Here is a 13,395-nt window from a genome sequence, read left to right as displayed (position 1 = left end):
GAAGCAGATAGGTTTCGAAGGCGAGGTCAAGACGAAGGAGGCGCAGATTAGCGGCAGGGTGTGGAGGAGTCCGAGTCGAAGTCACTCGATGCGGTCGGCGACGGACAGGTCCGAGGCGCTGGCATCGCGCATGCCGAAGACGGAATCGAGGAAGTTGATGCGATAACTCGCCGGGCCGTTGTGCGGCAGGTCAGCGGCCCGTTCGCCAGCGATGTTGAACGCAATCGTCCCCGCGAGCGCGCTGTGAAGCGTGTCCTCGGTCGCGCCGTGGACGGTCGCAAGCGTCGCACCCAGCATACAGCCAGTGCCGACGATTTCGCCCATCATCTCGTGGCCGCCGGTGATAGCGTAGGACTGGTCGGCGTCAGCGACCACGTCAGTCACGCCGGAGGCGACGACGACTGCGCCCGTCGCGTCCGCGAGCGCCTGCGCCGTCGCTTCGATGCTCTCGTACTCACCGACCGACTCGACGCCCTTGACCTCGGCCTCGCTGCCTGCGAGTGCGCTGATTTCGCCGTAGTTGCCCTTGATGATCGACACGTCGACGCTGTCGAGGAGACTCTGTGCGACCGACATGCGCGTCGGCGTCGCGCCCGCGCCGACGGGGTCGAGTACGACCGGAATCGAGCGCTCGCTCGCGCGCTGTCCAGCGTTGTGTAGCGCTTCGACGTTCATGTCGCTCATCCGGCCGGTGTTGAGCAACATGCCCGAGGCCAGGTCCGCCATCTCGACGGACTCCTCGGGGGCGTCGGACATGACCGGCAGGCCGCCCCAGTGGAGGGTGATCTGGGCGAGGTCGTTTTTCGTCACCTCGTTGGTGAGGTACTGGATGAGCGGTTCGGTTTCGCGGAGGCGGTCGAGCGTCTCGACGAGATCAACACTGGAGAGGTCACGCATGAGCGACCACCTCCCCGAGTTGCGCCGTCGCGTGCGCTGGGTCGTCGGCTTGGGTTATCGCGGTGATGACAGCGACGCCCACCGCGCCGCCGTCGACGACTGCATCGGCATTATCTGCGGTGATCCCGCCGATACCGACGACAGGGACCGATACCGACTCCGCGACCGTGCGGATCCGTTCGGGGCCGATCGCAAACTCGTCGTCGTCGATGTCGGCTTTCGAGTCGGTCGGATAGACCGCGCCGACGCCGAGATAGTCCGCGCCGTCGGCGGCCGCGGCCTGTGCGTCTGCGACCGTCGAGGCCGAACAGCCGATGATGGCGTCGGGGCCGAGCAACTCCCGGGCGGCGCCGACCGGCAGATCCGACTGCCCGAGATGGACGCCGTCGGCGTCGATTGCCATCGCGATGTCGATCCGGTCGTTGACGATGAGTGGGACGTCGGCCGCGGCGGTCACCTCGCGCAGTCGCGTGCCGAGTTCGTATCGGTGGCGCGCAGTCGTGTCCTTCTCACGGAGTTGCACGGCGTCGACGCCGCCCTCGATCGCCGCCTCGACGATTTCGACGGTGTCCCGTCCCGCAGAGCGAGAGGCCTGCGTGACGAGATACGTCTTCCAGTTCGATGGGTCCATACGGCCTCATCGACCGCCGGACGCTAAAGGCCGTGGATCTGTGAGAGTAAGCGCGAGACGCGGTTCAGTCGGCGGGTTTGCCGGTCGGTCTCGGCCGGTTTGGCGAGAGGCGGCGGTAGACCGCCAGCAGTCCGAGCCCGAATACGTAGGCGAGCGAGGCGGGGATGGCGACCAGAAACATCGTGAAGACGCCGGAGGGCGAGAGGAGGCCAGCGGCGGCGAAGAAGGCGAGTACCACGCCGCGCCAGCTTTTTCGCATGCGCCGGTAGGAGATGAGGTTACCCCGGTAGAACAGGACCATCGTAGTCGGGATCATCGAGAGGATGCCGACCCCGAGCGTGAGATAGATCACGAGCCAGCCGAAGCTGCTGATCCGGTAGGCGATGATCATGTCCGAGGCGATCACGTCGTTTGCGAGCAGGGAGATGATCGTCGGGGCGATATAGAGGAAGCCGAGCAGGCTGCCGCCGACGAGCGCCACGAGCATCGTCCCGGCCCAGACGAGCAACACGTTTCGGTTCCCGCTGCCGACCCCGCGCTGTTCGATCGCTGGCCAGGCGAAATAGAGCACGATCGGAACGATCGAGACGAACGCCAGCGCCGTCGAGAACTTCAGCATGAAGATGAGCGCCTCAACCGGATGCAGCGTGACGATCTCGAACTGGTCCCGAACGCCGGGCGGCATGTTCTGAACGAACACATCGATGATGTTCTGGATACCACCAGTGTACAGGAACATGAACGACCCCGCGAGCACGACCATGAACGTCGCGACGATCCAGATAGCGCGCGAGGTGAGCGAGTCGAGGATGAAAGCGATGTCGTAGTAGTAGCCACCGATGTCGTCTTCGGTCGTCTCGTCCTCGGTGAACGGGTCGATGACGCCAGCGGCGGTCGAGGTGATCACGTTCTCCTCGTCTTCGGCCTCGGCTTCCGCCTCCGCCTCGGCTTCCTGCTCTGCGATGTGCTCCTGTGCCTCGTCGTAGCTGTCGAAGATCGCCTTGGCTTTCTGCGGGTTGTCGTTTTCGACCGCCTGTTCGGCGTATTCGAGCGCGCGCTCCTCGCTGAGTTCGGTGAACGCCTTCGGGCCAGTCGCCTCGATTGCGCGGGCACTCATCGCACCGATGTCGATTTCAGCTGGCTCACCGGGTTCCGACGTGTCCTCGTCGGCTTCAGCCGTCTGGCGCGAGATGCGTTCGAGTTCGACGATCCGCAGGTAAAACAGCGAGAGCGCAACCGAGATCAGAGCGACGAGCGCGGCCACGAGGAGGACAGCGACAGTCGGTGAGAGTCCGAGCAGGTCGATCTGCTCCCCAGACGAAAACCGATAGTCAGAGCCGACCTGGGCGAGCAGTTCGTTCAACAGTTCGGTGCCGCCTTCGAGGAAGTACAGATAGATCGCCGCACCCGAGAGGACCGCAATCCCGGCGAGCAGATTCCAGTACTCGCGGGCGACCGATCGGATCGGGACGGACTCACCGGCGCGTTTCGAGAGGACGGCGAGTTTCGTCACGCCGAGACTGACAGCGTACAGCGCGACCAGCGGAACGCCCCACATGATCTGCGTGAACGGGTCCGGCGGAGAGAAGACGGCACCGAAGACGAAGATGCCGACGACGGCGTAGCGCCACTTGTCACGAAACGTCTCGTAGGGGACGACGCCCGTCCGAGCAGCAGAACTCATCGCGAGCGGGAGCTGTGCCGCGACGCCGAAGGACATCCCCAAAAAGAAGATGAACTCGGTCCACATGACGATCGACCACGTCGGTGAGAAGCCGACCTGAACGGCGTTGCCCGCGAGAAACTCGAACATGATCGGAAAGAACAGAAAGTACGCGTACGAGCTACCGCCGACAAACAACAACGCAATCGCGATCAGAAAGCCCCAGATCTTCCATCGCGGGACTCCCGACGGCCAGTAGCCGCGCGCTCGGAGTGCGTCACGGCTCACGTAGATGAGAACGGGCAGTGACGCGAGAACACCGATGATCAACCCGATCTTGACCTGCAGGAGAATGACATCGAAGGGGGTAACGGCGATGATCTCGGTCGATTCCCTGAGACTATCGCTCATCTGACGGTAGACCAGATCCTCCTTCAGGCGGTCCCAGACGAACGCGCGGAGTGCCCAGATAGACCCCATCATCACCGCTACAAAGACCAGAAACACCTTCTTGAGATGTGACTGGGCGGACGAAAGCATCGACCCCACAGTCGCACGGCCATCTGCGAGGGTTCGTGCCGCGTCGCTGTCGAGTACGCCCGACATCTACCCCGGTCTTGCTGACTTGTGGTTATCAATCTATTCATGCTAGACTGTTGCTCGGCCGTCGGACCGACAGAGAAGGCTTACAAGAGGGGGCGACAAACGGGCGTCCGATGACAGCCGGGGACGGCCCCGACGAGGGAGACGCCGACCGCCACAGCGACGGCAACCGGCAGGAGAATCCCCGCAAAACGGACACACGAGACGGGGACACACCAACCGACGACGGGCGGTCCGGCGAGGATCCAGTACCCGACGAGGACCGCGCTGACGGGGAGCAGCACGACGCTGAGGACGGACAACACGACGCTGACGAGGAACACACGAGAGCAACCGAGACGGACGACAGCGAGGACTCGCCTGACACGGCCGAGCCGGGCGACGAAGGTGGACGGTTCGACGACTCACCGAAGCGGCGTCAGCGAAGCAAGGCGAATCGCGCCCACGGCGCGCCCGAGTCGGTCGCCCGCGGTCCGGCCAGCGGCGGCGGCTCCGACGCCGGGGAGCGTGACGGTGCCGACAGCGGGGCCGCAGACGAAACGGAGGGAGATGCCACGGCGGAGACTGCGACGAACAGCGAAAACGAACCGAACGGAGACGACGACCTAGACGAGCGACCAGTCGGCACGCAGAAGCGACAGGCAGGTGCAACGCCAGCGGCGGCACAGGAGAGCACAGCAAAAGGCGAACAGACAGAAAAACGGACAGCGATGGAACAAACAGAGGAGCAGATAGCGAGCGCGGTCGAGACTGCCAAGGATCCGGTGCCGAGCGGTGACTCGGAGATGTTCGAGGGCGCGCCGGACGACGAGGAGATGCCCCTGACCGAGCACATCGAGGAGATGATAAAGCGACTGGGGGTCGTGATCGTCATCATGGCAGGGGTGAGCCTGATCACGTTTCCGATCGCCGATTGGCTCATCAACACGCTGTGGTACTCGTTCCTGCCGGGCAGCCCCGAGCAGTGTGCCGGGGGCGTCGCACAGGGCGATGCCTGCCCGCGCGTCTATCACCCGCTCGGCCTTATCTTCGCCCGACTGAAAGTCGCCTCGCTCGCCGGATTTATCATCGCGCTCCCCGCCTTCGTCTATCAGACGTATCTGTTCATGCGTCCGGGGCTGTATCCCCACGAGCGGCGATACTATCTCGCGTCGGTGCCGACGAGCCTCGTGCTGGCGCTCGTTGGCGTCGCCTTCGCGTACTTTCTGGTCTTACCCTTCATCTTCACGTACTTTCTGGCGTACTCGGAACCGGTCGCGAACATCGCCTTCGGGCTGACAGAGACCTTCGACCTCATCCTGCTGATGATGGGGCTGTTCGCTGCCATCTTCCAGATACCGCTGTTCATCATGCTCGCGATCATGATGGGCGTCACAACTCGAAGATGGCTCGAACAGCGCCGCTTGCTGTTCTGGGCGAGTTTCGGCGGGATCGCATTTCTCTTTAGCCCCGATCCGACCGGGATGGCGCCGTTCCTCGTCGCGGCCACGATGATCGTTCTGTTCGAGGGGACGCTGCTCGTGTTGCGCTGGACGAACAGGTGACGAGGTCGCGACGGAGAAACGTTCATTTGTCCACCGTCCGAGCGTTTGGATATGAGCGACGAGACACTGTTCACGCGAATCGTCGACGGCGAAATTCCGAGTTACACCGTCTACGAGGACGAGACCACCTACGCCTTTCTCGACGCGAATCCGCTCGCGCCGGGACACACGCTCGTCATTCCGAAGGAACCCTACGAACGACTGAACGAGATGCCCGGAGACGTCGCCGCCGACGTCTTCGGCGTACTCCCGGAAATCACCGCAGCAGTCGAGGCGGCGGTCGACGCCGACGCGACGACGGTAGCGGTCAACAACGGCCCCGCAGCAGGACAGGAGGTGCCCCACGTCCACTGGCACATCATCCCCCGGTTCGAGGACGACGGCGTCGGGCCGATCCACGCGCTCTTCGAGGGGGTCGACCTCGACGAAGACGAGATGAAAGCGGTCGCAGAGGCGATCCGCGACAATCGGTGAGCAGGGGCCGAAAGCGAGCGAGGGCACTCGAATGGCACCATATCTTTATCATGGTCGGGGTCCAAATTGGAGTATGGCCGCATACGGCCGGCCGACGCTTCGAGACCTGTTTGATGAGGCACCGACTCCCCATATCGCGCACCCACCACGCACCCACCACCGGGATTTCTATCTGGCGACAGACGGGTCGTTCAGAGACTCCGGCGGTGGGCTGGGTGCCGTCATCGAGACACGCGACGGCAAGCGAGTCGCCCGCGTGTCGGTGCCGAACGAATCACCGGACAACAACGTCGCCGAGTATCGGGCGCTCCATCTCGGACTCGACGTCCTCGCGGCCAGGTCGCCCGAGCGCGCGAACGTGGGCGTGCTCATCGACCACGACGACCTGGCGGCGAACGTCAACGCCTCGGTGCTCGCCGCACAGGACGCCCGCTTCGACGACACACACTCGGTGACTGTCCCGAACTCGACCGGCCTGCACTGGCGGGGGATCCGGGCGCGACTGCACGGCTTCGCCGACGTTCGTGCCGCTCGGATCAACAGCGACCGCAACCCCGCACACCCGCTCGCGAACGCACCCAGCGAGTTCGCACACGTCAACGAAGAACCCGACCGCTGTCTGCTCCCGGAAGCACCCGCGACAGAAGAGCGGATCCCGCCGCCGTCCCGGTCTGACCGAACTGCTGGAGACTGAACGTAGCCAAGGAGCCGCGTCGTTCTGCACGCTCTGTCTTTCATGGCGACGACCAGAGTCCCCTCGACGAACAGTCCCTCCGCGAGTGACGCTATATTTCTATAACCTGTAAAAACTATCCATAAAAGTACCTACTGTGTTCAAGATAGAGTTGTAGTATGTTTGTAGAACGTAACTTGGGTAAATTTTATATTGAATTTCTTCGTCAGATCAGACAGGAGGTGAGCACTAATGGCAGTCAGTCGCAAACCACGACACAACCGTCGACTGGAACAGCTACTCCAGACGTTCAGGGGGCTGTCCAGACACGACCTCGTGTTGGGGTTGATCCCGCTGGTGCTTGCCGTTCCGTTCGCGCTTCATGCCCTGCTCGCGGTCCCGTTCTATCACGCGGTCGGGGTCGGGTCGACAGTCGCCGCAGTGATGGTCACGGATGCACTCTTTGTCCATCCCCCGTCGGAGCAGTCGACGGAAAACGCGTGAGTTTCGGGCAGTCTCCTGATGCTGTAGTCCGTACAAGATCCGCCAGTCCGAGTGAGGAACAAGTCTTCGCGAGAGAACGGTCCGGGACGCCGACTAGTCTTCTTCCTGTGCGTCGACGACGGCGACGCTCGCGAGATTGACGATGTCTTTGACCTCGTCACCGCGCTGGAGGACGTGGACGGGCTTGTCCATCCCGACGAGCATCGGGCCGATGGCCTCCGCGCCGCCGAGACGCTGGAGAAGTTTGTAGCCGATGTTTCCGGCGTCGAGATCCGGGAAGATGAGGACGTTTGCTGGCTCGTCGAGTTCCGCAAAGTCGTAGGTGTCGGAGAGAATGTCCTCGACGAGCGCGGTGTCTGCCTGCATCTCGCCGTCGACCGGGAAGTCGACCGAGTCGTCGTTTTGGAGTCGCTGTGCGGCAGTGCGGGCCTGCGCCGTGTGCTTGTTGTCGACGCTGCCGAAGTTCGAGTACGAGAGCAGTGCTGCCCGCGGTTCGACGTTGAATCGCTGTGCGAGGTCGGCCGTGTGACGGGTAACCTCCTCGAGGATATCCTCGTCGGTGAGCTGATTGACAGTCGCGTCCGCACAGAAGATCACGCGATTCTTGAACGTGAGCATGTAGACGCCAGCCGCGTACTCGGCGTCGTCTGCGGTTCCGACGACCTGAAGCGGTGGGCGCAACGCAGAGGGGTAGTGGTGCATCAGTCCGGTGAGCATGGCGTCGGCGTCGCCCATCTCCACCATCACGCTGCCGAGGTAGTTGCCGTCGGTAATGAGTTCCTCGGCCTCGCGGCGGGTGACCCCCTTGCGCTTGCGGAGTTCGTACAGCCGGTCGACGTACTTGTCGTAGTCGTTGGCCTCCGGGTCGACGATCTCCGGGTCGAAGTACAGCCCGAGTCGCCTGCTTCGCTCCTGAATCGTCTCCTCGTCACCGATGAGTACCGGCTCTGCGATCCCCTGGTCGACGAGCTGGTAGGCCGCGCGGATCATCTTCTCGTCTTCGCCTGCGCCGAGCACGACCCGCTTTGGGTCGCTCTTTGCCTTGTTCAGCACGACCCGCATCATCTCGCGGGACTTGCCGAGTCGGGCTTCGAGGCGTTCGACGTACTCGGAGAGGTTGAACTCCTGACGGGCGGCCCCGCTTTCGATCGCCGCCTCCGCGACTGCGGGCGCGACCTCGAACAGCACGCGCTGGTCGAGGGGCTTCGGGATGATGTACTCGGGACCGAACTGGAGTGGCTGGTCGTCGTAGGCCTTGACGACCGCATCGGGCACGTCCTCGCGAGCGAGTTTCGCGAGCGCTTCGGCGGCGGCGACTTTCATCTCCTCGTTGATCTCAGTCGCACGAGCATCGAGCGCACCCCGGAAGATGAAGGGGAAGCCGAGGACGTTGTTGACCTGATTGGGGTAGTCAGAGCGACCAGTAGCGACGATGACGGTGTCGTCGCGGGCCTCCTTTGCCTCGTGGTAATCGATCTCGGGGTCGGGGTTTGCCATCGCGAACACGATGGGGTTGTCGTCCATCGACCGAACCATCTCCTGGTCGACGATACCGCCAATAGAGAGACCGACGAACACGTCCGTTCCGTCCATCGCATCGGCGAGGTCGCCGTCGGGGATGTCGCGAGCGAACTCCTGCTTGAACTCGTTTATCTCACCCGCCTCGACACGACGCTCTGTGATGATCCCGCCGGAGTCACACATGACGATGTTCTCGGGGTCGACGCCCAGCGACACGTAGAAGCGGGCACTGGCGATGGCGCTTGCGCCCGCACCGGAGAAGACGACCTCCACGTCTTCGATGTCCTTCTTGGCGATTTCGATGGCGTTCAGGAGTGCCGCGCCGGAGATGATCGCCGTCCCGTGCTGGTCGTCGTGAAAGATGGGGATCGACAGCTTATCCCGCAAGCGCTGTTCGATCTCGAAACACTCCGGCGCCTTGATGTCCTCCAGATTGATTCCGCCGAAGGTCGGTTCCATCGCGGCGATCGACTGTACCATCGACTCGGGGTCGTCGTGGTCGAGTTCAATGTCGAACACGTCGATGTCGGCAAATCGCTTGAACAGCACGCCCTTGCCCTCCATCACGGGCTTTGAGGCCTCCGGGCCGATGTCACCCAGACCGAGCACGGCACTGCCGTTGGAGACGACCCCGACGAGGTTCCCCTTGGCCGTGTACGTGTAGGCCTGTTCGGGGTTGTCGTGAATTGCGCGACACGGCGCGGCCACGCCGGGCGAGTACGCCAGACTGAGGTCACGCTGTGTACTCGTCGATTTGGTCGTCGAAATCTCGATCTTTCCAGGAGGGTCCGCGCGGTGATACTCAAGCGCGTCCTCGTCTAGTCCCATGGGACACCTACCGCTGGCAGATACAAAAAGGTCTGCTCCCGTATGCGTAATTCGTATTTGGGATTGACAGAACCGCCGGGCGTCGGGCGCTCCGTCCGGGTGTGGACCGGGGCTGAGTTCGGTTTCAACCGGGCGGAGAAATAAAGGATATATGGGTCGTGGGTCCACAGAACGATGGTGTCCAACGAGACGATCGTATTCGACGAGCCCCGATCGGTGATGATCGAAGACCGGGAGCGGCCCGCCCCGGATGCCGACGAGGTGCTGATCGAGACCGAGCGAACGCTGGTCAGCACGGGCACGGAACTGACGATTCTGTCCGGCGAGTATCCCGACGGGTCCTACTGGGACGAGTACGCCGCATACCCCTTCGAACCGGGATACAACAACGTCGGCGAGGTCGTCGACACCGGCGACGACGTGACGAGCATCGAGGTCGGCCAGCGCGTCGGCACCTACGGCCCACACGCCGAATACACCGTCGAGAGCGCCGACGACTGTCGACCGGTCCCCGAGGGCATCACCACGGACCAGGCGGCGTTTTTCACGATCGCTGAGATCGTGATGAACGGCGTCCGTCGGAGTTCGCTCACGTGGGGCGAGACGGCGGTAGTCTACGGCCTCGGTCTGCTTGGGCAGATCGCCGTACAGTGCTGTCGGGTCGCCGGAGCGCGGCCGGTTATCGCCGCGGATCTTGCGCCGAGTCGACACGCGTACGTTCCCGAGGGCTCCGCAGTCGAAACGGTCGATCCGACCCGCACGGACCCGGAGACGGCCGTCCGCGAGGTGGCACACGGTCGGCTGGCCGACGTCGTCTTCGAGGTGACCGGCAACCCGGACGCGGTCACCGACGAACTCGACGTGCTCAGAGATCAGGGTCGGCTGGTCGTCCTGAGCAGTCCGCGCGGAGAGACTACCTTCGACTTCCACGACCACTGCAACGAGCCGAGCTACCGGATCATCGGCGCACACAACCAGTCTCATCCATCCGTGGCGACGCCGGAGAACCCCTGGACACAGCACAGACACGCCGAACTCTTTTTCGACCTCGTCGCCGGCGGCGAACTCGCGGTCGAACACCTCGTCAGCCACCGCGTCGACGTCGCTGGCGCGAGCGAGATGTACGAGACGCTCCTCGCGGACCGCTCGGACGCGATGGGCGTGCTCATCGAGTGGTGACGCGTAGCGTGAACGTTTTTATCCGAGAGCGCACCACGGGCACATATGTCAACGCGAACGGTGGCGTTCGTCGGGGCGGCAGGCGGGGTCGGAACGACGCGACTCACAGTCGAGTGTGGGGCGCTGCTCGCTCGGGCCGGGCAGGACGTGGCGATATTCGAGATGGCGTTTGCGACCCAGGGGTTGAGTTCGTACGTCGACGAACCGATCGATGCGGACGTGACGGCGCTCGCGACTGGCGAGGCGGAACTCGAAGCATCGCTGTACGAACCCTACGAGACGCCGGGACGATTGTCGCTGTGTCCAGCGCGCGGCCCCTTCGAGCGGGTCGCCCGGGCACAGACGGCGGGCGCGGCGAGTCGCCTCGAACAGCAGTTCGCGGCCGCGTCGCTCTCACACGACGTCGTACTCCTCGACACGCCGCCGGTGTGCTCGAATCAGGCGCTGGCCGCGGTCAACGTGGCCGACCGAATCGCAACCGTCGTGCCGGGGGATACACGCGGCAGAGACGCGCTCGCACGGCTCCGCGAGCGGTTCGCAGATGTCGGCGTCTCTGCAGATGTGGTCGTCGCGAACCGAGGGGACGAGGAGTTCACCGACGCGGACGTGACCGTCCCGGACAGTGCGGAGACAGCCCCCCGAGACGAGCCAGTCTGTCTCGCGGCGGATGGTGCGTTCCCCGCGGCAGTCGCCGACATCGTCGACGCGACGCTCGGGGTGTCGGTTGACATCGACGCTACGGACGACGACGGCGGCGGACTCTTTAGCCGAGTGACTGATACTGCCGACGGTCAGTAGGTCGCTCGCCCGCCGCTGATGTCGAAGACAGCCCCAGTCGAAAAGGAACACTCCGCCGAGCAGAGCCAGTCGACCATCGCCGCGACTTCCTCTGGCTGGCCCGGGCGGTCGAGTGGAATCTTTTCGAGCATGTACTCCAGATGCTCCTCGCTGACCTGTTCGAGAATCTCGGTTTCGATGACTGCAGGAGTGACGCAGTTGACCAGCACGTCGTCGTCTGCTAGTTCCTTCCCGAGCGATTTCGTCAGCCCGATCACGCCCGCCTTCGCCGTCGAGTAGGGCGCAGCCAGCGGATTCCCCTCCTTGCCAGCGATGGAGGCGATGTTGACGATCCGACCCCAGCCGTGGTCGCGCATCACGGGAACGACGTACTTACAACACAGGAAGACACCGGTCAGGTCGATGTCGATCACGTCCTGCCAGTCCTCGACGCTCTGTTCCCACAGCGGAACGGACGTTCCGGCGATGCCCGCGTTGTTGACGAGCACGTCGATGCGGTCGAACGACGCCACCGTGCTCTCGGTGGCTCGCTCGACGGCGTCGGGGTCGCTCACGTCGACGCGTTCGTAGTCTGCGGCGTGTCCGGATTCCCGGAGCGATTCCACGCGCTCCTCGGCAGCCTCCTCGTCGTAGTCCCAGAGGACGACTCGGTCGCCGCCCTCGGCCAGTCGCTCTGCGATAGCCGCGCCGATTCCGCGTGCGCCACCCGTGACGACGGCCACGCGCCTGTCAGTCTCTGTCATTCGTCTCACTGGGAGCGATGGGGGTAAAAATCTGTTCGTGGGAACGACCCCAATATCGGAGTAGGATCGCGATCCGCCCTTCGTTTCAGGGGGCGTGGCATCGAATCAGAGACAGCGAGCGAGTAGCCCGCCGCCGACCACTGCGCCGCCGTATTTCAGAGACTCCCTGCGTGTCGGTGCCTCCTGTTGGCTGGAATCGCCTGCCATATATTTTAGTCCCACCTAAAAATACAAAACAGTTCCAAGTTTTAGGCAAGCCAAAAATTAGCGAGGGATCCCGCAACGCGGGCACATCGGGAGGTCGGTGTCGGAAAGATCCAGTCCGCAGTGTGGGCACTCATCCTCGTCGGAGGAAAGCATCTCTGCGACCACGTCCTCGGTCCCGTCCCAGACCGACTCGATCGTGCCGACGCCGTCGGTCGCTGTCCCGGACCGCGCCGTGCCAAGTCGCTGCCGACAGAACCGGACGCGGTCGGTCAGGAAAGTCGGTGAGTTCTCGTCCGTGACGCCATCCAGATCGAGATCCGCCCCGACACCGGTGTCCGACGCCGCGAGCAGGCCGAGCGCCTCCGCCGCCCGCCCCTGCACGTAGGGGTTCTCGTCGGTCAGGCACTCCTGTAGTGCATCCGTCGCGCCGGCCACTTTCTCGGGGCGTTCACAGCCGACCACCACAATCGCCGTACAGAGGTGATACCGGATGAGTTCGTTCTCGTCGTCTACGTGTTCGGCCAGCGACGAAACGTGATGGCGGAGTCGGCTCGGGTCGCCCAGCGCGACGTGTGCCAGCGCCTTCGCGAGTTTCTGCTTGACCTCGGGTTCGTCGAACTCCAGCCCGATGCGAAGGTCAGCAAGCGTCTCCGGATCGGTGACGTCCGCGGGCGATTCGACCGCGACGTAGCCGAGCGCTTCGGCACACCGCGCCCGGACGTAGTAGAACTCCTCGGCGTCGGCCAGTCGCTCGGCGAGCGAATCGACCACCGGCACGACAGTCGCGGGCGCTGTCTGGGCCAGCGTAACGAACAATTTGGCAGCCGTCAGCCTGACTGCCCGGTCGTCGTCAGTCAGGAACGGTACAAACGAGGGACTGAGGCCCTCGAAGGCGCTCGGGTGCTCCGTGGCCAGATCCCGACTTGCCTGGAGCACGCGCTTGCGCGTCTCGGCATCGGCCGCGTCCAACCGGTCGAGACACGTCATTACCCCCTCGTGATCTCCCGCTTCGAGGCGGTCGGTCAGGCGGTCCGGCGACGGCTGCTGGCCCGAGTCAGTCATCGACGGGAGGTATTTTGCGACCAACCGCTTCAATCCGGTGGTTCCGTGTGAGGAGTCGACGCCGGTCG

Annotated in this window: 12 protein-coding genes; 6 read left to right on the top strand and 6 right to left on the bottom strand. The window is 63.7% G+C overall.

Annotated features, from left to right (window positions below):
- Positions 1-81: 81 nt before the first annotated feature.
- The 3 genes from thiM to ACMGFL_RS00170 all read right to left on the bottom strand — a co-directional run bounded on the left by thiM (position 82) and on the right by ACMGFL_RS00170 (position 3,797).
- Positions 82-897 (bottom strand): hydroxyethylthiazole kinase, encoded by an 816-nt coding sequence (thiM, locus tag ACMGFL_RS00180; RefSeq protein WP_436933506.1) that lies wholly within the window; start codon positions 895-897, stop codon positions 82-84.
- The gene (thiE, locus tag ACMGFL_RS00175; protein ID WP_436933505.1) at positions 890-1,528 is read right to left on the bottom strand and encodes a thiamine phosphate synthase; all 639 of its coding nucleotides are present in this window, start codon (positions 1,526-1,528) and stop codon (positions 890-892) included. Before thiE ends, thiM begins: the two co-directional genes overlap by 8 nt.
- A 64-nt stretch (positions 1,529-1,592) precedes the next feature.
- Positions 1,593-3,797 carry a twin-arginine translocase subunit TatC gene (locus ACMGFL_RS00170; protein ID WP_436933504.1) on the bottom strand — a complete coding sequence of 735 codons (2,205 nt, stop codon included), beginning with the start codon at positions 3,795-3,797 and terminating at the stop codon, positions 1,593-1,595.
- Between the two features lie 110 nt (positions 3,798-3,907).
- Here ACMGFL_RS00170 and tatC point away from each other — a divergent pair, with 110 nt between their 5' ends.
- From tatC to ACMGFL_RS00150, 4 genes are all read left to right on the top strand, one after another.
- A complete protein-coding gene (gene tatC / locus ACMGFL_RS00165) occupies positions 3,908-5,338 on the top strand; it encodes a twin-arginine translocase subunit TatC (RefSeq protein WP_436933503.1) in 1,431 nt (476 codons plus the stop codon).
- 51 nt (positions 5,339-5,389) lie between these two features.
- A complete protein-coding gene (locus tag ACMGFL_RS00160; RefSeq protein WP_436933502.1) occupies positions 5,390-5,812 on the top strand; it encodes an HIT family protein in 423 nt (140 codons plus the stop codon).
- Positions 5,813-5,885: 73 nt separating this feature from the next.
- Positions 5,886-6,506: a ribonuclease H family protein gene (locus ACMGFL_RS00155; protein ID WP_436933501.1), complete on the top strand. Its 621-nt coding sequence runs from the start codon at positions 5,886-5,888 to the stop codon at positions 6,504-6,506.
- Between the two features lie 231 nt (positions 6,507-6,737).
- On the top strand, positions 6,738-6,989 hold the full coding sequence (locus ACMGFL_RS00150; protein ID WP_436933500.1) for a DUF8015 family protein: 252 nt from the start codon (positions 6,738-6,740) through the stop codon (positions 6,987-6,989).
- A 93-nt stretch (positions 6,990-7,082) separates the two neighbouring features.
- On the opposite strand, the gene ACMGFL_RS00145 is transcribed toward ACMGFL_RS00150, so the two are convergent.
- On the bottom strand, positions 7,083-9,338 hold the full coding sequence (locus tag ACMGFL_RS00145) for an NADP-dependent malic enzyme (RefSeq protein ID WP_436933499.1): 2,256 nt from the start codon (positions 9,336-9,338) through the stop codon (positions 7,083-7,085).
- Between the two features lie 177 nt (positions 9,339-9,515).
- On the opposite strand from ACMGFL_RS00145, the gene ACMGFL_RS00140 reads away from it, so the two are divergent.
- Together ACMGFL_RS00140 and ACMGFL_RS00135 are read left to right on the top strand one after the other, a co-directional pair.
- Positions 9,516-10,517: a zinc-binding dehydrogenase gene (locus ACMGFL_RS00140; protein WP_436933498.1), complete on the top strand. Its 1,002-nt coding sequence runs from the start codon at positions 9,516-9,518 to the stop codon at positions 10,515-10,517.
- 45 nt (positions 10,518-10,562) lie between these two features.
- Positions 10,563-11,315 (top strand): ParA family protein, encoded by a 753-nt coding sequence (locus tag ACMGFL_RS00135; RefSeq protein ID WP_436933497.1) that lies wholly within the window; start codon positions 10,563-10,565, stop codon positions 11,313-11,315.
- Here ACMGFL_RS00135 and ACMGFL_RS00130 read toward each other — a convergent pair.
- Both ACMGFL_RS00130 and ACMGFL_RS00125 read right to left on the bottom strand, forming a co-directional pair.
- Entirely contained in the window at positions 11,309-12,058 is a 750-nt protein-coding gene (locus ACMGFL_RS00130) for an SDR family NAD(P)-dependent oxidoreductase (RefSeq protein WP_436933496.1), read from the bottom strand. The two genes, ACMGFL_RS00135 and ACMGFL_RS00130, sit on opposite strands and share 7 nt — an antisense overlap.
- 264 nt (positions 12,059-12,322) lie before the next feature.
- Positions 12,323-13,327 (bottom strand): HEAT repeat domain-containing protein, encoded by a 1,005-nt coding sequence (locus ACMGFL_RS00125; protein WP_436933495.1) that lies wholly within the window; start codon positions 13,325-13,327, stop codon positions 12,323-12,325.
- Positions 13,328-13,395 lie beyond the last annotated feature (68 nt).

Source organism: Halovenus marina (assembly GCF_051414115.1).
In the GTDB taxonomy this organism is placed as follows: domain Archaea; phylum Halobacteriota; class Halobacteria; order Halobacteriales; family Haloarculaceae; genus Halovenus; species Halovenus marina.
The sequence above is the reverse complement of the archived record's forward strand: the minus strand, read 5'-3'. Positions and strand labels throughout refer to the sequence as shown.

Excerpts from the sequence above, each read along its gene's own strand:
- thiM (WP_436933506.1), bottom strand. The coding sequence starts at position 897 with ATGCGTGACCTCTCCAGTGTTGATCTCGTCGAGACGCTCGACCGCCTC.
- thiE (WP_436933505.1), bottom strand. The coding sequence starts at position 1,528 with ATGGACCCATCGAACTGGAAGACGTATCTCGTCACGCAGGCCTCTCGC.
- ACMGFL_RS00170 (WP_436933504.1), bottom strand. The coding sequence starts at position 3,797 with ATGTCGGGCGTACTCGACAGCGACGCGGCACGAACCCTCGCAGATGGC.
- tatC (WP_436933503.1), top strand. The coding sequence starts at position 3,908 with ATGACAGCCGGGGACGGCCCCGACGAGGGAGACGCCGACCGCCACAGC.
- ACMGFL_RS00160 (WP_436933502.1), top strand. The coding sequence starts at position 5,390 with ATGAGCGACGAGACACTGTTCACGCGAATCGTCGACGGCGAAATTCCG.
- ACMGFL_RS00155 (WP_436933501.1), top strand. The coding sequence starts at position 5,886 with ATGGCCGCATACGGCCGGCCGACGCTTCGAGACCTGTTTGATGAGGCA.
- ACMGFL_RS00150 (WP_436933500.1), top strand. The coding sequence starts at position 6,738 with ATGGCAGTCAGTCGCAAACCACGACACAACCGTCGACTGGAACAGCTA.
- ACMGFL_RS00145 (WP_436933499.1), bottom strand. The coding sequence starts at position 9,338 with ATGGGACTAGACGAGGACGCGCTTGAGTATCACCGCGCGGACCCTCCT.
- ACMGFL_RS00135 (WP_436933497.1), top strand. The coding sequence starts at position 10,563 with ATGTCAACGCGAACGGTGGCGTTCGTCGGGGCGGCAGGCGGGGTCGGA.
- ACMGFL_RS00130 (WP_436933496.1), bottom strand. The coding sequence starts at position 12,058 with ATGACAGAGACTGACAGGCGCGTGGCCGTCGTCACGGGTGGCGCACGC.
- ACMGFL_RS00125 (WP_436933495.1), bottom strand. The coding sequence starts at position 13,327 with ATGACTGACTCGGGCCAGCAGCCGTCGCCGGACCGCCTGACCGACCGC.